Source organism: Janthinobacterium sp. GW456P, assembly GCF_002127655.1.
Taxonomy (GTDB): Bacteria; Pseudomonadota; Gammaproteobacteria; order Burkholderiales; family Burkholderiaceae_D; genus Janthinobacterium.
In genome coordinates, this window is sequence record NZ_NEHB01000006.1 from 88,110 (window position 1) to 109,218 (window position 21,109).

The following is a 21,109-nucleotide window of genomic DNA, read 5'->3' on the forward strand; positions in this document are numbered from 1 at the left end:
AGGGTCTGACCCCAGTGCTTCGCTATTAACTCAATGCAACTATAATAACTGGCTAATCCATCCAACGCCTTCGAAGAGCCTTCATGTCATTTCAAACTGAACCGCCGTACACGCATGGCAGCATCGACCGCAGCGCCGTGGTGCTGGTCAACCTGGGCACGCCCGATGCACCGACCTCGTCAGCCGTGCGGCGCTACCTGAAACAATTTTTGTCGGACCCGCGCGTGGTGGAGATACCCCGCATCGTCTGGTGGTTCATTTTGAACCTGATTATTTTGCCATTCCGTTCTGGCCAGTCGGCCAAGAAATACGCGTCGATCTGGACGCGCGAGGGCTCGCCCCTGAAAGTGCACACGCAAAAGCAGGCGAAACTGCTGGCCGGCGCCCTGGCCGAGCGGGGTCACGATGGTGTGACCGTGGCCATGGCCATGCGCTACGGTTCGCCTTCCTTGCCCGAGGTGCTGGCCCGGCTGAAAAGCGAAGGCTGCGAGCGCATCGCCATCCTGCCGGCCTATCCGCAATATTCGGGCACGACGACGGGTTCCATCTACGACGCCGTATTCGCCCATTACGCCACGGTGCGCAATGTGCCGGAATTGCGTTTTATCAAGCAATATCACGAGCACGACACGTATATCGACGCCTTGCGCGATTCCGTGCTGAACCATTGGGAAGCGCATGGCCGTCCGGAAAAACTGGTGATGAGCTTTCATGGCGTGCCCAAGCGCACCTTGCTGCTGGGCGACCCTTACCACTGCCAATGCCTGAAAACGGCGCGATTGCTGGCGGAACAGTTGAAATTAACTAAAGAGCAATACGTGGTGACTTTCCAGTCGCGCTTCGGCAAGGCCGAATGGCTGCAGCCGTACACGGCGCCCACCCTGGTGGCGCTGGCGCAGCAGGGCGTCAAGCGCGTCGACCTGCTGTGCCCTGGCTTTACTAGCGATTGCCTGGAAACGCTGGAAGAGATCGCCATGGAGGCCAAGCATGATTTTGAAACGGCCGGCGGCCAGCAGTTTCACTACATCGCTTGCCTGAACGAAACGCCGGCCTGGATCGCGGGCATGGCGGAAATTGCGGAGCAGCATATGATCGGCTGGCCGACGATGAAGACGGCGGCGCAGCGCGACGCGGACAAGAAGGCGGGCGAGCAAGCGCGCGCGGCGGCGCTGGCCCTGGGCGCGGCGAATTAAGGATAATTAATTTTTGAGCAATCAAAAGCCGCGCTTGCGCGGCTTTGTCATGTGTGGCGGGGCAAAAGTACTATCTAGATAGCAACGCCGCCAGTGGCGATGGCCGTGGCGGGGCTGGTAGAAWGCCCGCTTTGCCCGGGGAAGCCTGGAAAATCAAGGGGGCGCGCACGGCTCACTGGCCGAAATGGGTAGCTTTTTGTAATAAGCTGTAACATGAATCGCTGTAATTCTGGTTTTGCCATGCATACCCCTTGAAACAATAGGATATAGCCCCATCTGCCCGTTAGTGTTGTAAAGATAGTTAGACTAACTCATTTAAGTCATTGATTGTAGGAGCTTTCTAGATGCAAGATCAGGAAAACCAAGCTGTACCTAATCCGCAAGCGGACGCCGCGGCGACTGCCCCATCGACTCCCGCAGAGCCTACTTTGGAAGAGCAGCTGGCGAGTACCGAAGCGCGTCTTGCAGAGATGCACGATGCCTTCATGCGCGCCAAGGCCGATGGCGAAAATATTCGTCGCCGTGCGCAGGAAGATGTTGCTAAAGCGCATAAATTCGCAGTGGAAAGCTTTGCCGAAGCCATGGTGCCGGTGAAAGACAGCCTGGAAACGGCGCTGACGGTGGAAGCACCGACCATCGAATCGCTGAAAGAAGGCGTCGAGATGACCCTGAAGCAACTGAACGCCGCGTTCGAGCGCAACCGCCTGGTGGAAGTCTTGCCAGTGCAGGGCGAAAAACTCGACCCGATGAAACACCAGGCTGTTGCCGTGGTGCCAGCGGAGCAGGAAGCCAATACCATCGTGTCAGTCTTGCAAAAGGGCTATATGATTGCGGACCGTCTGCTGCGTCCAGCCATTGTCACGACCGCGCAAGCAAAATAATCAGAGTGCGGCATCAAGCAAGCCTTGAAACCATGCCGCTTTGCCACATATAAGAACCATCTGAAATCTAGCAAATAAAAGGAAAAAAATCATGGGTAGAATTATCGGTATCGATCTGGGAACCACGAATTCCTGCGTTTCCATCATGGAAAACGGTCAACCAAAGGTAATCGAAAACGCTGAAGGCGCACGCACGACGCCGTCGATTATTGCTTATCAAGAAGATGGCGAAATTCTCGTCGGCGCGCCAGCGAAACGCCAGGCCGTGACCAATCCGAAAAACACGCTGTACGCAGTCAAGCGTCTGATCGGTCGCAAGTTCGACGAAAAAGAAGTCCAAAAAGACATCGCGCTGATGCCGTATCAAATCATGAAAGCCGACAACGGCGATGCATGGATCGGCGTACGCGACAAAAAACTGGCGCCGCCGCAAATTTCGGCTGAAGTCCTGCGCAAGATGAAAAAAACGGCAGAAGACTACCTCGGTGAAGAAGTCACCGAAGCCGTCATTACCGTGCCTGCGTACTTCAACGACTCGCAGCGTCAAGCCACCAAGGATGCCGGCCGTATCGCTGGCCTGGACGTCAAGCGCATCATCAACGAGCCAACCGCGGCAGCGCTGGCGTTCGGCCTGGACAAGACCGAAAAAGGCGACCGTAAAATCGCCGTGTACGACTTGGGTGGCGGTACGTTCGACGTGTCGATCATCGAAATCGCTGATGTTGATGGCGAGAAACAATTTGAAGTGCTGTCGACCAACGGCGACACCTTCCTGGGCGGCGAAGACTTCGACCAGCGCGTCATCGATTACATCATCGACGAGTTCAAGAAGATCAACGGCATCGACCTGAAAAAAGACCCGATCGCCCTGCAGCGCATCAAGGCTTCGGCCGAGCGCGCGAAGATCGAATTGTCGTCGTCGCAGCAAACCGAGATCAACGAGCCGTACATCGCCATGGCGAACGGCGCACCGGTCCACTTGAACCTGAAGATGACCCGCGCCAAGCTGGAGTCCTTGGTGGAAGAGCTGATCACGGCCACGATGGAACCATGCCGCACCGCTATCAAAGATGCCGGCGTGAAAGTGTCGGACATCGATGACATCATCCTGGTCGGCGGCATGACCCGTATGCCGAAGGTACAGGAAAAAGTGAAGGAATTCTTCGGCAAGGATCCACGCAAGGACGTGAACCCGGACGAAGCCGTCGCCGTGGGCGCAGCGATCCAGGGTTCGGTCCTGTCGGGCGAACGCAAGGACTTGCTGTTGCTGGACGTCACTCCTCTGTCCCTGGGTATCGAAACCCTGGGCGGCGTGATGACCAAGATGATCCACAAAAACACGACGATTCCGACCAAGTTCAGCCAAGTGTTCTCGACGGCCGACGACAACCAGCCTGCGGTGACCATCAAGGTCTTCCAGGGTGAGCGCGAAATCGCCGCCGGCAACAAGGGTCTGGGCGAATTCAATCTGGAAGGCATCCCGCCAGCATCGCGCGGCACGCCACAGATCGAAGTGACCTTCGACATCGACGCCAACGGCATCTTGCATGTCGGCGCGAAAGACAAGGCCACCGGCAAGGAAAACAAGATCACGATCAAGGCCAATTCCGGCTTGACCGAGGCTGAAATCCAGAAGATGGTGAAAGACGCCGAGCTGAACGCGGAAGAAGACAAGAAGGTCAAAGAATTGGCCGAGTCGCGCAACCAGGCCGATGCTCTGGTACACTCGACCCGGAAATCCTTGACCGAATACGGCGACAAGCTGGAAGCGGGCGAGAAAGAGAAGATCGAAGCGGCGATCACCGACCTGGAAGCAAGCATCAAGGCGGGCGACAAGGCTGAGATCGACGCCAAGGTGGAAGCACTGTCGAGCGCATCGCAGAAACTGGGCGAAAAAATGTATGCCGACATGCAAGCGCAGCAAGCTGCCGGCGGCGCGGAAGGTGCACAGCAAGCTGCTGGCGCATCGGACGCAGGCGCCAAGCAAGACGATGTTGTCGACGCTGACTTCAAGGAAGTCAAAGACAGCAAGTAATGTCTTGCGCTCCCATGAACCGGGGGCAGCCGGGCTGAACGCTACATCGCGGGATTAGCCGCGAAGACCGGCCGAGCCGAGTCGCTGCCCAGTGCAGCACTCGACTCGGCTTTTTCGTGTAATTTTTACATCAGTAGATAGACTGCAAGGTGCCGACAACATGGCAAAGCGTGATTTTTACGAGACACTCGGTGTCGCAAAAAATGCTTCGGAAGAAGAGATCAAAAAGTCTTACCGTAAACTGGCGATGAAATACCATCCGGACCGCAATCCGGATAGCAAAGAATCGGAAGAAAAGTTTAAGGAAGTCAAAGAAGCCTACGAGATGCTGACCAATCCGGAAAAGCGCGATGCGTATGACCGCTATGGTCACGCTGGCGTGGACCCGAACATGGGCGGCGGTGGCGGCTTCGGCGGCGGTGCTGGCGGCTTTGCCGACAGCTTCGGCGATATCTTCGGCGACATCTTTGGCGGTGGTGGTGGACGCAGCCGCAATGCGGGACCACAGGTGTACCGTGGCGCCGACTTGCGTTACAACCTGGAAATTACACTGGAACAAGCTGCGCACGGCTTCGACACGACCATCCGCGTGCCGAGCTGGGACAAGTGCGACACTTGCCACGGCAGCGGCGCCAAGCCGGGCACGTCGCCAACCACCTGCGGTACCTGCGGTGGCCACGGCCAGGTGCGCATGCAGCAAGGTTTCTTCAGCATCCAGCAAACCTGCCCGAAATGCCATGGCAGCGGCAAGGTCATCACCGACCCGTGCACGCCATGCGGCGGCGCCGGTCGCATCAAGCGCAACAAGACCCTGGAAGTCAAGATTCCAGTCGGCATCGACAACGGCATGCGTATCCGTTCGTCCGGCAACGGCGAACCGGGCACGAATGGCGGTCCGTCGGGCGACCTGTATGTGGAAATCCACATCAAGCCGCACGCCGTATTCCAGCGCGAAGGCGACGACCTGCATTGCGAAATGCCGATCTCGTTCACCAAGGCAGCTTTGGGCGGCGAAATCGAAGTGCCCACCCTGAACGGCAAAGTGTCGTTCACGATCCCGGAAGGCACGCAGTCCGGTAAAACCTTCCGCCTGAAAGGCAAGGGCATCAAGGGCGTGCGCTCCGGTTACGCGGGCGACTTGTTCTGCCACGTGGCCATCGAAACGCCGGTGAAACTGACGGAAAAACAGAAAGACCTGCTGCGCGACTTTGAAAAGTCGACGACCGAGGGCGGTGCCAAGCACAGTCCGCAAAGCAAGACCTGGAAAGACAAGGTCAAGGATTTTTTTGAATAAGCACACGTAACACCATGCGCCGGGATGCTTCAACATCCCGGCGTTTTTTTACCCAGGTTGACTCGATATCTGCGCGCATCGCACGCCAAGGCACGCGATCGGCGCGCTGTTCAACCGAACTTACCTCATGGGAGCGATATGACCGAACAGAAAAATGGCCCGGCCCTGGCGGAACTGCTGCAGCGTAACCGCCGCTGGGCCGACTCGATGGTGGCTAAGGACCCGAACTTCTTCAAGAACCTGGAAGCGCAAACCTCGCCCGAATACCTGTGGATCGGCTGTTCCGACAGCCGCGTGCCCGCCAACGAACTGCTGGGCATGGCGCCTGGCGACGTGTTTGTGCACCGTAATATTGCCAATGTGGTCGTGCATTCCGACCTTAATTGCCTGTCCGTCCTGCAATTTGCCGTGGACGTGCTGAAAGTCAAACATATCATCATCGTCGGCCATTACGGCTGCAAGGGCGTGCATGCGGCCATGACGGGCACGCGCATCGGCCTGGTCGACAACTGGCTGCGCCACGTGCAGGACGTGGGCCAGAAGCACGAGCGCTACCTGGGCGACGTGCTGACGAGCCGCCAGCGCGGCGACCGCCTGTGCGAACTCAACGTGGTGGAACAGGTCTTGAACGTGTGCCAGACCACCGTCGTGCAAGATGCGTGGGAACGGGGCCAGGAACTCAGCGTCCATGGCTGGGTCTATGGCTTGAAGGATGGCTTGCTGAACGACCTCGAAGTGACGGTCACGGCCGGCCACGAGCTGGCGCCGCGCATGGCGACCCGCCTGGCCCGCTACGAAGCCATCGCGTAAGCGGCGCTGGCGCCGCGTCTATGGCGCGGCGCTGTCCAGGCGGACCAGGTAATCGGCCGCCTCCCGTACGCCTTCCTGCGCCGCCCGGCGCAGCCAGGCTTTGGCCTGGACAATATCCTGCGGCGTGCCCCGGCCTTCGGCCAGCGCCACGCCATAGTGGTAGCGCGCCAGCCGCGCATAGGCGGCGTCATCGTTGGTATGGGCGCCGCGCCGCATCAGCGCCGTCGCCCGCGCCAGGTCCTTAGGCACGCCGATGCCCGTTTCATACAGCTGAGCCAGCCAAATCATCGAATACACATCGTTCCAGCGCCGGATGCAGTCTTCAAAGATGGCGACGGCAGCCGCATGGTCGCCCGTCTTGTCGGCCGCATAGCCGTATAAACACTTGATGCGCTTGTCGCTGTGCACATAGGCCTTGTAGCTGAGATCACTTTCACCCTGGCTGTCCTGGGCGTGGACGGGAACAGCGAACAGAACGGCGAGCATCAGGGCGTAGGTGCGCATGGTTTTCGTGGTCGATGGTTGAAGATTGTCAGACAAGCAAGTTGCGTGCTAGCTCCCTTTCCGGGCAAAGCCGGTGCCGCTGTGCCATTGAGTGACACCCATTGTTGCAGCGTGGCGCATGGGCGGTGGGCATGCAGCGATCGCTATTTCAGCATGCTGCGCGCCGCCGCGATGATTTGCCGCGACAACTGCTCCATGCGCGGCGATTGCACCTTCCACGTGTGCCAGTACAGGGCCACGTCGGCCGGCGTCTTGGGCGTGAGCATTTCCACCAGTTCGCCATCCGTGTTCGCTTTCAGCAGCAGCTCGGGCACCATGCCGTAGCCGAGGCCGTAGCGGATGGCGTTGAAGTGCGAAGTGGCGCCCGGCACGTAATGGCAGGGGTAGGCGCCTTCCGGCAGTCCCAGCGTCTCTAGCAGGAACGACGACTGCAGGGTGTCCTTGCGCGTGTAGGCGACGACGGGCGCCGTGCGCGCCGCCTTGCGCGTCAGGCCGTGCGCGAACCACTGCTGGCGAAACGCTGGTGTGGCCACCAGCCAGTAGCGCATCACGCCCAGCGGTTCGGCCGTGCAGCCGCGCATGGGTTTGGCTTCCGTGCTGATGCAGCCGATGGCCATGCCCGTCTCCAGCAAAGTATAGGTGTGGTCCTGGTCTTCCACGGTCAGGTCCAGCAGCACGCGCTCGCGTATCAGCACTTGGGAAAGGGCCGGGAAGAACCAGGTGCCCATCGAGTCCGCGTTCAGCGCCAGCACCAGGGTCAGCGGGGCATCCTGCTGCACCGCCAGTTCCGCCTGCAAGTCCGCTTCCAGCAGCTTGGCCCGCTTCAGATACTGCATCAGCCGCTGGCCCATGCGCGTGGCCCGCGCGGGACGGCTGCGCACGATCAAGGCATTGCCCAGCTGGCTCTCCAGCGCCCGCACCCTCTGCGAAATGGCCGGGGAGGTCAGGTGCAGCCGCAGCGCCGCCTGCTCGAAGCTGCCCGTTTCGACGACAGCACGGAACGCTTCCGTGTGCTTGGGATTGAGATCCATGGCCATTGCCTTGCATAAGAAAAATTTATCAATACTAAATAATACTTACTTTTAATAAGGATGGGTGTGTTGCAGTGCACAATACCTCTTTGATGGAGTGCCGCGCGCGGCCTCCTGGCAGCAAAGGAATCACCTCATGGAAGCACAAGCGCAAGATACAAAGCCCCGCAAGCCATCATCGAAACTGGCGCGCAATCTGAAATTCGGCCTGGGCTTGACCCTGGGCCTGGGCTTGTCCGCAGCCCTGGCGGGCGGCTGGTGGCTGCGCCAGGCGTGGCAGGATTTGCCGGCCGTCGAGCACCTGGCCCAGTACAAGCCTGCGCTGCCGCTGCGTATTTTCTCCAGCGAAGGCGAGCTGCTGGCCGAATACGGCGAAGAGCGCCGCGAGTTCCTGCCCTTGAAAGCCATCCCCCTGCGCATGCGCCAGGCCTTGCTGGCCATCGAGGATGCGCGCTTTTACGAGCACGGCGCCGTCGACTTTTACGGCTTGACGCGTGCCACCCTGGCCAACGTCGTCACGGGCCACCATGCGCAGGGCGCCAGCACCATCACCATGCAGGTGGCGCGAGATTTTTTTCTGTCGCGCGACAAGACCGTGCAGCGCAAGCTGACGGAGATGCTGCTCGCCTACAAGCTGGAACAGCACTACGGCAAGGACAAGCTGCTGGAGCTGTACATGAACCAGATTTACCTGGGCGAGCGCTCCTACGGCTTTTCCGCCGCATCGAACATCTATTTCGACAAGCCGCTGGCGGACGTCAGCATCGCCGAAGCGGCCATGCTGGCCGGCTTGCCGAAAGCGCCGTCGGCCTATAACCCCGTCGCCAATCCGCAGCGCGCCACCGTGCGCCAGCATTACATATTGCAGCGCATGCGCGAACTCGGCTACATCACGCCAGCCGAATACACGGCCGCCGTGGCGGAAAAGCTGGCCCTGAACAAGGACCGCAACAGCGCCGTGCACGCGGCCGCGTATGCGGTCGAGGAAGCGCGCCAGCTGATCGTGAAAAGCTATCCCGAAGGCGCCTACAGCATGGGCCTGGACGTGACCACCACCATCCGCATGGCGCCGCAGCGCGCGGCCGACCAGTCGCTGCGCGATGGGTTATTGAACGCGCAGGCGCGGCGCGGTTATCGCGGCCCGGAAGCGCGCCTGGCCGCCTCCGCAGACAGCGTGGCGCGCCAGCTGGCCGCCTACCCGGACAGCGGAGAAGTGCGCGCCGCCCTGGTGCGCAAGGTCGATATGGCCGGCAAGCGCCAGCTGACGGCGCAGTTGCGCAATGGCGACGAGATCGTGCTGACGGCATCGGACGCCCGCCTGGGCGGCAAGCTGCCGCTCGACGGCAAGCGCGCCATCGTGGAAAACAGTGTGATCCGCGTGGTGCACGACGCGGCGAAAAAGCGCTGGCTCGTGAGCCAGCTGCCCGAGATGGAAGGCGCGCTCATTTCCGTCGAGGCGCACAGCGGCGAAATCGTCGCCATGGCGGGCGGCTTCGATTTCTACCGCAACCACTACAACCACGCCATGCAGGCCTACCGCCAGCCAGGATCGAGCTTCAAGCCCTTCGTGTATTCGGCGGCGCTGGAAAAGGGATATTTCCCCGGCACGGCCGTGGACGATACGCAGCGCTTGCTGCTGCCGCGGGAAACGGGGGCGCAGCCGTGGCGGCCGCGCAATTACGGTAACAACTATGAAGGTTTCATCAGCGTGCGGCGCGGTCTTGTACGCTCGAAAAACCTGGTCGCCGTCAGTCTGATGCAAGCGGCCGGCCCCGGCTACGTGCAGCACTACGCCACGCGCTTCGGCTTCGAGGGCGCGCGCAATCCCGTGTCCCTGCCGCTGGCGCTGGGTGCGGGCGCCGTCACGCCGCTGCAGCTGGCGCAATCGTATTCGGTGTTCGCCAACGGCGGCGTGCAGATGCCGCCAAAGCTGATCAAGGAAGTGCGCAGCCGCAGCGGCGCGGTGCTGTTTTCCGACGCGGCGCCGCGCGCCAAGGATGCGCCGGCACCGGGCACGCAGGTGATCTCCACGCGCAACGCCTACGTCATGGACAGCATGCTGCGCGACGTCGTCAAGAGCGGTACGGGACGCGGCGCGCTGGCGCTGGGACGCGGCGACGCGGCCGGCAAGACGGGCACCTCGAACAACGCCTACGACGCCTGGTTCGCCGGCTATTCCTCGGGCCTCGTCTCCGTCGTCTGGCTCGGCTACGACCAGCCCAAGAGCCTGGGCAATGCCACCGGGGGGACGCTGGCGCTGCCCGTCTGGCGCGACTACATGCAGGTGGCCGTGCAGGGCCGGCGTGAGCAGGTATTGGCCGAACCGCCGGGCCTGGCCCTGCTCGATGGCGACTACGTGTATGCCGAATACCTGGCCGGCGACTGCCTGAAGGATAACTTCGCCTTTATCCACAGCAGCGTCGGCTGCGGCAGCGGCGCTGCCGATACGCGCCTGGCGCACGGCGAAGCTGGCGCTGGCGCAGGCGGCGATGGCGGCTCCGGCACGGGCACGAATGAAGCGCGCACCCTGAGCGAAGCGCGCGAACGCGAACAAATTCTCAAATCATTTTCGGAAGAGTAAGAGCATGCTGCTATATACGATTTACCTGGTGGCGATTGTCGCCGAAGCGATGTCCGGCGCCATCATGGGCATGCGGCGCGGCATGGACTTGTTCGGCATCTGCATGATCGGCACCGTCACGGCGCTGGGCGGCGGCACCGTGCGCGACGTGCTGCTGGGGCACTATCCGCTGGGCTGGATCGCGCATCCCGAGTACCTGCTGTTTACCATCGGCGCGGCCATCGTCACGGCCTTTGTCGCGCGCTATCTGCACCATCTGCGCGCCATCTTTTTGCTGGTCGATGGCCTGGGCCTGGTGGCGTTTTGCGTGATCGGCTGCGACATCGCCATGTCGGCCAAGATGCACCCGGCCATCGTCGTGCTGGCGGGGATGATCACGGGCGTCTTCGGCGGCCTGCTGCGCGATATCCTGTGCAACCAGATTCCCCTCGTGCTGCAGCGCGAGGTGTATGCCACCGTGGCCCTGTTCACGGGCGCCCTGTATGTCGGCCTGCTGCACTTCAAGGTCGACAGCTCGGTGGCGCAGCTGGCGTCCATCGGTGCGGGCTTTTTGTTCCGCTTCCTGGCCTTGCACTTCGAGTGGCGCCTGCCGAATTTCAATGGCGACCGGATCCGGGGATTCGAATAGCGGTGTCGCCATGCCCGATGACGCACCGGCGCGCCGTCGGGCAAATTGTTAAATACCGCCCATGCAGATGTATTTGATGACCAGGTAATCGTCGATCCCGTACGAGGATCCCTCCCGGCCCAGGCCCGACTGCTTGACGCCGCCGAACGGCGCCACTTCCGTCGAGATCAGCCCTGTGTTCACGCCCACCATGCCGGATTCCAGGCCTTCGGCGACTTTCCAGATGCGGCCGATGTCGCGCGAATAGAAATAGGACGCCAGACCGAATTCCGTGTTGTTGGCCAGGGCGATGACTTCCTCGTCCGCCCGGAAGCGGAACAGGGGCGCCAGCGGCCCGAACGTCTCTTCGCTGGCCACCAGCATGTCGCTCGTCACGTCGGCGATCACGGTGGGCTGGAAGAAGTTGTGGCCCAGCGCATGGCGCTTGCCTCCCAGTAGCAGGCGCCCGCCCTTGGCCAGTGCGTCGGCCACGTGCTGCTCCACTTTTTTTACGGCCTTTTCCTCGATCAGCGGCCCCTGCGTGACGCCTTCGTCGGCGCCGTTGCCCACCTTGAGTTTTTGCACGGCCGCCACCAGCTTTTGCGCGAAGGCCTCGTACACGCCATCCTGCACGTACAGCCGGTTGGCGCACACGCAGGTCTGGCCCGCGTTGCGGTACTTCGAGGCGATGGCGCCTTCGACTGCCGCATCCAGGTCGGCGTCGTCGAAGACGATGAACGGCGCATTGCCGCCCAGTTCCAGCGACAGCTTTTTGATCGTCGGCGCGCACTGGCGCATCAGCATGCGGCCCACTTCCGTCGATCCCGTGAAACTGAGCTTGCGTACGAGGGGATTGGATGTCATCTCATTGCCGATCTCCTGCGACGAGCCCGTGATGACATTGAACACGCCCGCAGGCACACCCGCGCGCTCGGCCAGCACGGCCAGCGCCAGCGCGGAAAACGGCGTCATGCCGGCCGGCTTGACGAGCATCGGGCAGCCGGCCGCCAGTGCCGGTCCTGCCTTGCGCGTGATCATCGCGGCGGGGAAGTTCCAGGGTGTGATGGCGGCGCACACGCCGATCGGCTCCTTCGTCACGACGATGCGCCGGTCCGGCCACGGCGACTGCAGGGTGTCGCCCGCGACGCGCTTGCCTTCTTCGGCGAACCATTCGATGAAGGAGGCGGCGTATTGCACCTCGCCTTTGGCTTCGAGCAAGGGCTTGCCCTGTTCCGCCGTCATGATCAGCGCCAGGTCGTCCGCGTTTTCCAGTATCAGGTCATTCCAGCGGCGCAGCACGGCCGCGCGTTCCTTGGCCGTCTTCTTGCGCCAGGCGGGCCAGGCGGCGTTGGCCATGCTGATGGCGTTCCTTGTCTCCTGCGTGCCCATCACGGGCACATGGCCGATCACTTCACCCGTGGCGGGATTGCGGACCTCGGCGTGCTTGCCGCCGTCGGCATCGAGCCATAGTCCGTTCAGGTAGCATTGCTGGCGTAGCAGCGCGGGGTCTTTCAGTGTGAGCATGGCAGACTTTCAGCAGTGGTTGCGTGATCGTCCATGGTAGTCCTTTTTGCCGGGCGCACGATTGCGTCCCACGTGCGGCGTCTGGCCTTCAAAAATAGTTGACTATTTTTAACCCCGTTTCGCCGCGCATGCCGTTTCATGGTTATTACCTCAATCAACCGGAGCCGAAGCGATGTCCAGCGCCCTCAAGATCATATTGTTGCTGTCCCTGCTGCTGTCGGCAGGCAGCCGCGCAGCCGGCACGGCGCCGCGCAAGACCCTGGTGCCGTTCGCCAGCGAGCAGGCCTTGAGCAGCTACCTGCAGCAGCTGCAGGCGCGCCAGGCGGCGCTGCAAAGGGAGCAGCAGAAACTGCAGCGCGCCACGGCGCAGTACGCAGCGACGGCGCCCGCACCGCCGCCTGCACCAGCGCCCATGGTGGCGAAAGCGGCGCCGACGGCATCGGCGGAGGCGGCCGAATCCGTCACCAATGTGCAGACGGCGGGCGTGGACGAAGGCGGCATCGTCAAGCTGCACGGCAAGCACCTGGTGATGCTCCGGCGCGGCAAACTGTTTACCGTGCAGGTGGGGGGCAATGCCCTGCAGCCCGTCGCTTCGCTCGACGCGTTCGCGCCGGGCAGCGACCCGTCGGGCAGCTGGTATGACGAGATGCTGATCGATGGCGACACGGTGGTGGTGATCGGCTACAGCTACAGCCGTGGCGGTACCGAGATCGGCCTGTTCGACATTGGGGCAGACGGCAAGCTGGCCTACCGCGCCACATATCATTTGCGCTCCAACGATTATTATTCGTCGCGCAATTACGCGAGCCGCCTGGTCGGCGGCAAGCTGGTGTTCTATTCGCCCCTGTCGCTGAACTTGCGCCGCGGCGACCCGTTCGGCGGCTTCCCCGCGCTGCGGCGCTGGCGTCCCGACGCCGTGCCGTCCGACTTCAAGCGCATCGCGCCGGCTACGCGCATCTACCGCACCGATGATGAACTGGAGCCAGGCGCGGGCCTGACCCTGCACACCGTCACCGTGTGCGACCTGGCGCAGCGCGACATGCGCTGCGAAGCGAGCGCCGTCATGGGGCCGCAGGGGCGCGTGTTTTATGTGTCGGGCGAATCCGTTTTCGTGTGGACCACGCGCCGCGGCAGCGATTCGGGCGTGTTCCGCATTCCCCTCGACGGCTCGGCGCCCAGCGCCCTGAAGGTGGCTGGCGCGCCCGTCGACCAGTTCTCGTTCCTGGAAAGCGTGGATGGCCACCTGAACGTCCTGCTGCGCGCCGAAGGCCAGGGCGACGCCATGTGGGATGGCGCGCGGGGCCGGGGCGACATGGCCTTGCTGCGCGTGCCATTGGCGTCGTTTTCCGATGGCCGCGACAGTGCGCCGGCAGGCAGCTACCGGCCGCTGCCCGGCGGTGGCGGCTACGGCCTGCAGAACCGCTACGTGGGTCCCTATCTGTTGTACGGCAATCCGGGCAATGCCGGACGCCGCAAGGCCGACCAGGCCTGGCCGCGCCAGCCCCTGTATGCGGTGCGCTGGGCCGATGCGGGCAGCGTGCAAGCCCTGTCCCTGCCGCACGGCGTGGAGCGCATCGAGGCGCTGGGCAATGACGCCGTGGTGATCGGCGCGCAGGGCCGGGATCTGCACTTCAGCACCATCGGCCTGGGGGCGCAGGCGGCGGTCGCCACGCGCTATATCCGTGCCGACGCGGCGCAGGGCGAGTCGCGCAGCCACGGCTTTTTCTACAAGCCGCAAGCGGCCGGCGAGGGCTTGATCGGCCTGCCCATCCTGGGCGCGGACGAGCGGCCTGGCTTGAGCAAGTCAGCCGCCTCCGTCCTGTACCTGCGCAACAGCGGCCTGCAATTGAGTGAACTGGGCGCGCTGGCGGCGCGGCCAGGCCAGGCACCGGACGACGGCTGCCGCGCGTCGTGCATCGACTGGTACGGCAATGCGCGGCCCCTGTTCCTGCAGGGCCGCGTCTTCGCCCTGCTCGGCTATGAACTGGTGGAAGGAGCGCTCAGGGATGGACAGATCCGCGAAGTGCGCCGCGTCAGCTATGCGCCCAATGCCTCCTCTTTGCGCTGAAGGAGTGTGGAAATTGCCGCTGCCGCGTAGTTCGGCTACACTGGTTCGCATGCCCGACACCCTGATTACCGCGACCGATGAAGACCTGATGCTGCGCTACAGCGCCGGCGACCTGCCGTCGTTTCGCGAACTGTACCGGCGCCACAGCCAGGGCCTGTACCGCTTCGTGGCCTGGCGTTCGCCGCGCCGCGCGTGGGTGGACGAGATCGTGCAGGATACGTGGGCCAGCCTGCATGCGGCGCGCGCCGGCTACCAGCCGCAATCGGCGTTCCGCACCTATCTGTACCAGATCGCGCGCAACCGCCTGATCGATCTGCTGCGCCAGCGGGAGGGACAGGAGTACGGCGACGCGGGCGAACTGCTGGACGAGGGCGCCTCGCCGCCGCAGTCGCTGGAGCAGAAACAGCAGCATGCGCGACTGCATGCGGCCATCGCCGCGCTGCCGGTGGAGCAGAAGGAAGCGCTGGTGCTGCAGCAGTTCAGCGGCATGAGCATCCTCGAGATCGCCGTGGTGACGGGGGCGGAAGCGGAAACCGTCAAGAGCCGGCTGCGCTACGCCATGCAGAAATTGCGCGCGGGCTTGGACAGCGCCGCTGGCGCGGGAGGACAGGCATGAATACGCACGATCAAGATCACGACGAACCGAATGACGAGGAATTGACCGCGCTGCTGGCCAGCCTGCCGCAGCCGGCGCCTTCCAGCGCGCTCGATGCGGCCATCCTGGCCGACGCGGAAAAGGCCTTGCACCCGCCGGCAGCGGCCAACGACAGCGCCGATGGCGTGCTGCGCACTCTGCCGGCCAAGAAATCGCCGGACTATCTGCAGCGCTGGCGCGTTCCGCTGGGGCTGGCCGCCGCCGTGCTGCTGACAGTAAACCTGATCGGCGTGGACTGGTTCGGCTCGAAGCCGGCGCAATTTCCCGTGGTCGGGGAACCGGTCACGCAGGAGGTGATGCGGGAAGCCGCACCGGCCCCCGTCCCTGCGACTGAGTCCGTGCCACCACCGCCGGCACCGCGCGCCATGGCCAAGGCGGCACCGAGGCCGCCGGTGCAGGCCGAGCCGGTAGCAGCCGTGCCGTCAGCACCCCCGCTGGCGGCGACCGTACCCGTGGCTCCTCCTGCGCCGCCGCCCCCGCCGGCGCCTGCTGCGGCAATCGAGCAGCCAGCCGCCATGCAGGCCGAGGCCGGCCTGCAGCGCCAGGCGCCGGTGCAGCGCGCGCTGGCCATGCCCGCTCCCGTCGCGGTCCGCTCCGCGCCGCTGCCGCCGCCGGCAAAACTCGACGCTTCCGTGTGGCTGCTGAAGATCGACGCCCTGCTCAAGGCGGGCGAGGGCGCGCTGGCGCGCGAGGAGTGGGCCGCATTCAGGCAGGCGTATCCCGACTATCCGGTGGCCGAGGAGTTGCGGCAGCGGCTGGAAAAGAAGTAAAAAACGCTAGACGATCCCCTTCCTGCGTTCCCACACGGCGCTGCCGACGAAAATGGCGGCGCACACCCACATCACGGCCGGCAGGGCGTTCACGCCCGCCGATTGCATCAGGACGCCCGTCAGCAGGGGACCGCCACCGCTGGTCACGCCCCAGGTGGCGTTGACGATGGCGCTGGCGCTGGTCAGCGACAGCCCCGTAAACCGCTCGCCGCAGGCCACCAGCGCCAGCATGTAGATGCCGCCCGCCGCCGCGCCCAGCAACAGCAGCAGGGTCCACCACAGCCATGGCGTGCCGACGGCCAACGGCAGCAGCGGCAGCAGCAGGCAGACGGCCACGCCGCAGCCCGCGTGCACCCTGGCGCGGCCAAAGCGGTCGGCCATCCATCCCAGCGCGAATTGCAGGCCCGTGTCGCCCACCAGCACCACGGTCGCCGACAGCAGGGCCAGGTCCGTGCCGATGCCGTGCTCCATCGCGTACAGCGGCAGCAAGCTCAATGCCAGGGTGTCGAACAGGGCGAAGAAGGCGGCGCCGAGCACGATCATCGGCATGCGCGGCAGGATCAGGGTCCACTTCACGCCGTGTTCTTCCGGCTCCTTTTCCGGGCCGCTGTTCGAGATCAGCATCAGGCCCGGCACGGCCAGCAAAAACAGCAGGCCGCAGGCGGCGAAGCTCCAGCTGATCTTGTCGTTGAAGAGGGCCACGAGGGCGGGACCGATCAGCTGGAAGAATGTAAAACTGGTGGTGTACATGGCCACCACACGGCCGCGCGAATTATCGGGCGCCAGGCGGTTGACCCACGCTTCGCCGATGGTAAACAGCACGCCCATGGCGCCGCCGAACAGGAAGCGCAGCACGCTCCACGCCAGCAGGTCGTCGGTGCACTGCATGGCGATCGTCGCCAGCGAGGCCACCCAGACGGCGCCCAGCATGGTGGCGCGCGCACCGAAACGCCTCACCCAGCCCGAGACGAACGGCGAGGCGGCCAGGATGCCGAGGGCGCTGACGGCCGTGATCATGCCGATGATGTCCGTGCCCACGCCGCGCTGGTGCAGGGTCAGGGCGGTGAGCGGCATGGTGGCGCCCAGGCCCAGGCCCACCACGCCGATGCTGACCACAAGGGCGAAGAAGTCGCGCCACGGCATGGTCTTCATGGCCGCCCCCTCGGGGTGGAAAAGGTGTTCAGGATGGCGGGAAAACGGTGTGGATGCATGGGAAAGTAGGCAACTGTGCCTGCGGCGCTGGTGTTTGGCGCCGGACGGGCATATGATGATTTTGATAAAGGCAATATTGCAAAGCCGTAGTGTAGGCGATATGCGCCGCCGCTGGCCACGTCCATCGGTGTGGCCGACTCTGCCGGCTCTGCTGTACAGTGAAGCGAGCGGCAGCGCTGTCATGGCGCTGTCATTGGATCGTCACGCCAGCGAGGTAGCACCATGCGCCGTCCCATCGTTCTCGTTCCCGCCTGCCAGCGCCAGTTGGGCAGCCATGCCTGGCACATGGCGCAGGATAAATACCTGCACGCCGTGCTGCGCGGTGCCGGCTGCATGCCGCTGCTGCTGCCCGCCCTGGGCGCCGATGCCGACCTGGAAGCGGCGCTGCGCATCGCCGACGGCGTCATGCTGACCGGTTCCGCCTCAAACGTCGATGCGCGCCTGTATGGCGAAGAGATCCTGCATCCCGACCTGCCGCAAGACCCTGCGCGCGATGCCACCACCTTGCCCCTGATCCGCGCCGCACTGGCGTCGCAGTTGCCGCTGCTGGCCATCTGCCGCGGCTTCCAGGAAGTCAACGTGGCCCTGGGCGGCAGCCTGCACCAAGCCGTGCAGGCGGTGCCGGGCATGATGGACCACCGCGAGAACGTGCTCGATCCGCTGGCGCGCCAGTATGCGCCCGCGCACCGCATTCGCTTGACCCCCGACGGCCTGCTGTCACGGCTGCTGGGCGGCGAGAGCGAAATGATGGTCAATTCCCTGCATGGCCAGGGCATCGCCCGGCTGGCCGATGGCTTGCTGGTGGAAGCGCTGGCCGACGACGGCCTGGTGGAAGCGTACACGGTGGCCAGCGCCGCCGGCTTTGCGCTGGCCGTGCAATGGCATCCGGAATGGCAGGTGGAAGACAATCCGCAGTCCATGCGGCTGTTCGGCGCCTTTGGCCAGGCTTGCCGCGATTACCAGGAGCAGCACAGAAAGACAGAATGACAGGCGCACCGCCCGCAGCACGCGGTGTTTGATCAAGACCAGCGAGAGGGAAACATGGCAATACGCGAGAATTTCACTTATACGGACATGGATTTGTGGCTCAATGAAAAGCGCGTCACGGAAATCGAATGCCTGGTCCCCGACTTGACGGGCGTGGCGCGGGGGAAGATCCTGCCGCGCGGGAAATTCACCCAGGAGCGCGGCATGCGCATCCCGGAAGCGGTGCTGGGCATGACGGTGACGGGCAATTATCCGGTCGACGATGGCGGCTATGACCGCGCCATTTCCAGCACCGACCGCGACATGATCCTGAAGGCCGATCCCACCACCATCACCATGGTGCCGTGGGCCACGGACCCCACCGCGCAAGTCATCCACGACTGCTATTTTTCCGACGGCATGCTGGTCGATTTCGCGCCGCGCTCCGTGCTGCGGCGCGTGCTGAAACTGTATGCGGACAAGGGCTGGAAACCCGTGGTGGCGCCCGAGCTCGAATTCTATCTGACGGCGAAGAACATGGACCCGGACCTGCCGCTGAAACCGCCCATCGGCCGCAGCGGCCGGGCCGAGACCAGCCGCCAGGTGTACAGCATCGACGCCGTCAACGAGTTCGACCCGCTGTTCGAGGATATCTACGATTACTGCGAACTGATGAACCTGGACGTCGATACCCTGATCCACGAGATCGGCGCGGGCCAGATGGAAATCAACTTCCTGCACGGCGATCCGCTGGGCCTGGCCGACAAGGTGTTCTTCTTCAAGCGCACCCTGCGCGAGGCGGCGTTAAAACACGATATGTACGCCACCTTCATGGCCAAGCCCATGGCGGGCGAGCCGGGGTCCGCCATGCATGTGCACCAGAGCGTGACGGATGCGAAGACGGGCCTGAATATCTTCAGCAACGAGGACGGTTCGGCCGCGCCCATCTTCAAGCATTACATCGCGGGCTTGCAGCGCTACATGCCGTCGGCCATGGCCATCGTCGCGCCCTACGTGAATTCCTACCGCCGCATCGTGCGCCACACGGCCGCGCCGATCAACATCCAGTGGGGCCTGGACAACCGCACCGTGGGCTTCCGCGTGCCCGAGTCGGGCGTGCAGGACCGGCGCGTGGAAAACCGCATCATCGGCGCCGATGCGAATCCCTACCTGGCCCTGGCCGTCACCCTGGCCTGCGGCTACCTGGGCATGACGGAGCAGCTGGAAGCGACGCCGATGATGGTGGGCAGCGCCTACGACATGAAGTTCGAGCTGCCGCAAGGCTTGCCGGAAGCGCTGCAGCTGCTGCGCGCGGAAGACAAGCTGCGCACGGTGCTGGGCGAGCGCTTCATCGACGTGTACGCGGCCATCAAGGATCTCGAACACCAGGAGTTCATGACGGTGATCAGCCCCTGGGAGCGCGAACACCTGTTATTGCACGTTTAAAAGGAGCACGCATGAGCACAACAAACAATCCGCTGGCGCCGGGCGCCGCTTTGGTATCGTCCGTGGCGCAAAAGAACGCGGCGCCGCAGCTGTACGACACGGCCGCCATCCAGCAGATGGACACGGCCCACTACCTGCATCCGTTCACCGATTTCCAGGACCTGGCCAGCAAGGGCGCGCGCGTAATGGTGCGCGGCGACGGCGTCTACCTGTGGGATAGCCAGGGCAAGAAAATCGTCGACGGCATGTCGGGCCTGTGGTGCGTCAATGTCGGCTACGGCCGCACGTCGATTTCGCAAGCCGTGTACAAGCAGATGGAGACGCTGCCCTTCTATAACAGCTTCTTTGGCACGACAAACTTGCCGGCCGCGCAACTGGCGGCCAAGCTGGCGCAGATATCGCCGCCGCAGTTCCAGCACGTGTTCTTCACCAGCTCGGGTTCGGAAGGCAATGACACGAATGTGCGCATGGTGCGCCGCTACTGGGATATCCTCGGCCACAAGGAGCGTCACACCATCATCAGCCGCCACAACGCGTATCACGGCAGCACGGTGGCGGGTGCGTCGCTGGGCGGCATGGACGGCATGCATGCGCAGGGCGGCTTGCCGATACCGGGCATCGCGCATATCGGCCAGCCCAACTACCTGGAATCGGGCCACGGCTTGTCTCCGGAAGCCTTCGGCCTGAAGGCGGCCGGCTGGCTGGAAGACAAGATCCTGGAAATCGGCGCCGACAAGGTGGCCGCCTTCATCGGCGAACCGGTGCAGGGCGCCGGCGGCGTCATCATCCCGCCATCGACCTACTGGCCCGAGATCGGCCGCATCTGCGACAAGTACGGCATCTTGCTGATCGCCGATGAAGTCATCTGCGGCTTCGGCCGCCTGGGGCGCTGGTTCGGCTCCGAGCTGTTCGGCATCAAGCCCGACCTGATCACGTTTGCCAAGGGCGTCACCTCGGGTTATGTGCCCCTGGGCGGCGTGCTGGTGGGCGACAGTGTGGCCAAGGTGCTGATCGAACAGGGCGGCGAATTCACGCACGGTTTCACCTATTCGGGCCACCCCGTCGCCTGCGCGGCGGCGCTGGAAAACATCCGCATCATCGAGGAAGAGCAGTTAGTCAGCAAGGTGGCTGACGACACGGGACCGTACCTGAAGCAGTGCTTCGCCAGCCTGGGCGAGCATCCGCTGGTCGGCTATGCGGACAGCTGCGGCCTGGTCGCGGGCCTGAATCTGGTGCGCCGGAAGGGCGCCACGGTGCACGAGAACGAGCTGTTCGACGAGGGCCAGGGCGTGGGCATGATCTGCCGCGGCCACATGTTCGACAACGGCGTCATCATGCGCGCCGTGGGCGAGCGCATGATCGTCGCGCCGCCCCTGATCATGACGCGCACACAGATCGATGAGATGGTGGCGCTGATACGGCTGTGCCTGGACAAGACGTATGACGAGGTGAAGGCGAAGGGCTGGGTGTAGGTTTTTGCCCCATTTTGCCGCCATCTGCGTATTTTTTGGACCGCAATGGCGGCAGTTCCG

Annotated in this window: 17 protein-coding genes; 13 read left to right on the top strand and 4 right to left on the bottom strand. The window is 63.6% G+C overall.

The window, feature by feature from the left end; all coding sequences use genetic code 11:
• The first annotated feature begins 83 nt into the window (after positions 1 to 83).
• The 5 genes from hemH (at position 84) to can (ending at position 6,213) form a co-directional block, all read left to right on the top strand.
• A complete protein-coding gene (gene hemH, locus CBW66_RS08120; protein ID WP_086137879.1) occupies positions 84 to 1,193 on the top strand; it encodes a ferrochelatase in 1,110 nt (369 codons plus the stop codon).
• A 344-nt stretch (positions 1,194 to 1,537) separates the two neighbouring features.
• Positions 1,538 to 2,074, top strand: coding sequence for a nucleotide exchange factor GrpE (gene grpE, locus CBW66_RS08125; RefSeq protein ID WP_034788734.1), 537 nt, complete (start codon positions 1,538 to 1,540; stop codon positions 2,072 to 2,074).
• A 91-nt stretch (positions 2,075 to 2,165) separates the two neighbouring features.
• Complete coding sequence (gene dnaK, locus CBW66_RS08130) at positions 2,166 to 4,109, top strand: molecular chaperone DnaK (protein WP_086137880.1); 1,944 nt, start codon at positions 2,166 to 2,168, stop codon at positions 4,107 to 4,109.
• A 160-nt stretch (positions 4,110 to 4,269) separates the two neighbouring features.
• Entirely contained in the window at positions 4,270 to 5,403 is a 1,134-nt protein-coding gene (gene dnaJ, locus CBW66_RS08135) for a molecular chaperone DnaJ (RefSeq protein ID WP_034745985.1), read from the top strand.
• A gap of 138 nt (positions 5,404 to 5,541) precedes the next feature.
• Positions 5,542 to 6,213, top strand: a complete 672-nt coding sequence (gene can / locus CBW66_RS08140) for a carbonate dehydratase (protein WP_034788731.1) — start codon at positions 5,542 to 5,544, stop codon at positions 6,211 to 6,213.
• 18 nt (positions 6,214 to 6,231) lie between these two features.
• On the opposite strand, the gene CBW66_RS08145 is transcribed toward can, so the two are convergent.
• Complete coding sequence (locus tag CBW66_RS08145) at positions 6,232 to 6,717, bottom strand: tetratricopeptide repeat protein (protein ID WP_086137883.1); 486 nt, start codon at positions 6,715 to 6,717, stop codon at positions 6,232 to 6,234.
• Positions 6,718 to 6,860: 143 nt separating this feature from the next.
• Positions 6,861 to 7,754: an HTH-type transcriptional regulator ArgP gene (locus tag CBW66_RS08150; protein ID WP_205701219.1), complete on the bottom strand. Its 894-nt coding sequence runs from the start codon at positions 7,752 to 7,754 to the stop codon at positions 6,861 to 6,863.
• Positions 7,755 to 7,884: 130 nt separating this feature from the next.
• Here CBW66_RS08150 and CBW66_RS08155 point away from each other — a divergent pair, with 130 nt between their 5' ends.
• Positions 7,885 to 10,329, top strand: coding sequence for a penicillin-binding protein 1A (locus CBW66_RS08155; protein ID WP_086137885.1), 2,445 nt, complete (start codon positions 7,885 to 7,887; stop codon positions 10,327 to 10,329).
• A gap of 4 nt (positions 10,330 to 10,333) precedes the next feature.
• Positions 10,334 to 10,957 carry a trimeric intracellular cation channel family protein gene (locus CBW66_RS08160; RefSeq protein WP_035822575.1) on the top strand — a complete coding sequence of 208 codons (624 nt, stop codon included), beginning with the start codon at positions 10,334 to 10,336 and terminating at the stop codon, positions 10,955 to 10,957.
• Positions 10,958 to 11,005: 48 nt separating this feature from the next.
• Here the strand turns inward: CBW66_RS08160 and gabD are convergent, their stop codons facing one another.
• Positions 11,006 to 12,460 (bottom strand): NADP-dependent succinate-semialdehyde dehydrogenase, encoded by a 1,455-nt coding sequence (gene gabD / locus CBW66_RS08165; protein ID WP_086137886.1) that lies wholly within the window; start codon positions 12,458 to 12,460, stop codon positions 11,006 to 11,008.
• Between the two features lie 172 nt (positions 12,461 to 12,632).
• Between gabD and CBW66_RS08170 the strand changes: the two genes are divergently transcribed.
• The 3 genes from CBW66_RS08170 to CBW66_RS08180 are packed head-to-tail and all read left to right on the top strand — an operon-like array spanning position 12,633 to position 15,953.
• On the top strand, positions 12,633 to 14,528 hold the full coding sequence (locus tag CBW66_RS08170; protein ID WP_086137888.1) for a beta-propeller domain-containing protein: 1,896 nt from the start codon (positions 12,633 to 12,635) through the stop codon (positions 14,526 to 14,528).
• 49 nt (positions 14,529 to 14,577) lie between these two features.
• The gene (locus tag CBW66_RS08175) at positions 14,578 to 15,144 is read left to right on the top strand and encodes a sigma-70 family RNA polymerase sigma factor (RefSeq protein WP_230492086.1); all 567 of its coding nucleotides are present in this window, start codon (positions 14,578 to 14,580) and stop codon (positions 15,142 to 15,144) included.
• Positions 15,141 to 15,953: a hypothetical protein gene (locus CBW66_RS08180; protein ID WP_086137889.1), complete on the top strand. Its 813-nt coding sequence runs from the start codon at positions 15,141 to 15,143 to the stop codon at positions 15,951 to 15,953. Before CBW66_RS08175 ends, CBW66_RS08180 begins: the two co-directional genes overlap by 4 nt.
• A gap of 6 nt (positions 15,954 to 15,959) precedes the next feature.
• Here CBW66_RS08180 and CBW66_RS08185 read toward each other — a convergent pair whose 3' ends face one another.
• Positions 15,960 to 17,105 carry an MFS transporter gene (locus CBW66_RS08185; RefSeq protein WP_086137890.1) on the bottom strand — a complete coding sequence of 382 codons (1,146 nt, stop codon included), beginning with the start codon at positions 17,103 to 17,105 and terminating at the stop codon, positions 15,960 to 15,962.
• 282 nt (positions 17,106 to 17,387) lie between these two features.
• Here CBW66_RS08185 and CBW66_RS08190 point away from each other — a divergent pair, with 282 nt between their 5' ends.
• From CBW66_RS08190 to CBW66_RS08200, 3 genes are read left to right on the top strand one after another with little or no spacing between them, the layout of a single operon-like run.
• Positions 17,388 to 18,152 carry a gamma-glutamyl-gamma-aminobutyrate hydrolase family protein gene (locus CBW66_RS08190; protein WP_086137892.1) on the top strand — a complete coding sequence of 255 codons (765 nt, stop codon included), beginning with the start codon at positions 17,388 to 17,390 and terminating at the stop codon, positions 18,150 to 18,152.
• Between the two features lie 54 nt (positions 18,153 to 18,206).
• Positions 18,207 to 19,577 carry a glutamine synthetase family protein gene (locus CBW66_RS08195; protein WP_086137893.1) on the top strand — a complete coding sequence of 457 codons (1,371 nt, stop codon included), beginning with the start codon at positions 18,207 to 18,209 and terminating at the stop codon, positions 19,575 to 19,577.
• Positions 19,578 to 19,588: 11 nt separating this feature from the next.
• Entirely contained in the window at positions 19,589 to 21,049 is a 1,461-nt protein-coding gene (locus CBW66_RS08200) for an aspartate aminotransferase family protein (RefSeq protein WP_086137895.1), read from the top strand.
• Positions 21,050 to 21,109: the final 60 nt, after the last annotated feature.

Coding starts and splice junctions, on each gene's coding strand:
- hemH (WP_086137879.1), top strand. CDS start 84: ATGTCATTTCAAACTGAACCGCCGTACACGCATGGCAGCATCGACCGC.
- grpE (WP_034788734.1), top strand. CDS start 1,538: ATGCAAGATCAGGAAAACCAAGCTGTACCTAATCCGCAAGCGGACGCC.
- dnaK (WP_086137880.1), top strand. CDS start 2,166: ATGGGTAGAATTATCGGTATCGATCTGGGAACCACGAATTCCTGCGTT.
- dnaJ (WP_034745985.1), top strand. CDS start 4,270: ATGGCAAAGCGTGATTTTTACGAGACACTCGGTGTCGCAAAAAATGCT.
- can (WP_034788731.1), top strand. CDS start 5,542: ATGACCGAACAGAAAAATGGCCCGGCCCTGGCGGAACTGCTGCAGCGT.
- CBW66_RS08145 (WP_086137883.1), bottom strand. CDS start 6,717: ATGCGCACCTACGCCCTGATGCTCGCCGTTCTGTTCGCTGTTCCCGTC.
- CBW66_RS08150 (WP_205701219.1), bottom strand. CDS start 7,754: ATGGCCATGGATCTCAATCCCAAGCACACGGAAGCGTTCCGTGCTGTC.
- CBW66_RS08155 (WP_086137885.1), top strand. CDS start 7,885: ATGGAAGCACAAGCGCAAGATACAAAGCCCCGCAAGCCATCATCGAAA.
- CBW66_RS08160 (WP_035822575.1), top strand. CDS start 10,334: ATGCTGCTATATACGATTTACCTGGTGGCGATTGTCGCCGAAGCGATG.
- gabD (WP_086137886.1), bottom strand. CDS start 12,460: ATGCTCACACTGAAAGACCCCGCGCTGCTACGCCAGCAATGCTACCTG.
- CBW66_RS08170 (WP_086137888.1), top strand. CDS start 12,633: ATGTCCAGCGCCCTCAAGATCATATTGTTGCTGTCCCTGCTGCTGTCG.
- CBW66_RS08175 (WP_230492086.1), top strand. CDS start 14,578: ATGCCCGACACCCTGATTACCGCGACCGATGAAGACCTGATGCTGCGC.
- CBW66_RS08180 (WP_086137889.1), top strand. CDS start 15,141: ATGAATACGCACGATCAAGATCACGACGAACCGAATGACGAGGAATTG.
- CBW66_RS08185 (WP_086137890.1), bottom strand. CDS start 17,105: ATGAAGACCATGCCGTGGCGCGACTTCTTCGCCCTTGTGGTCAGCATC.
- CBW66_RS08190 (WP_086137892.1), top strand. CDS start 17,388: ATGCGCCGTCCCATCGTTCTCGTTCCCGCCTGCCAGCGCCAGTTGGGC.
- CBW66_RS08195 (WP_086137893.1), top strand. CDS start 18,207: ATGGCAATACGCGAGAATTTCACTTATACGGACATGGATTTGTGGCTC.
- CBW66_RS08200 (WP_086137895.1), top strand. CDS start 19,589: ATGAGCACAACAAACAATCCGCTGGCGCCGGGCGCCGCTTTGGTATCG.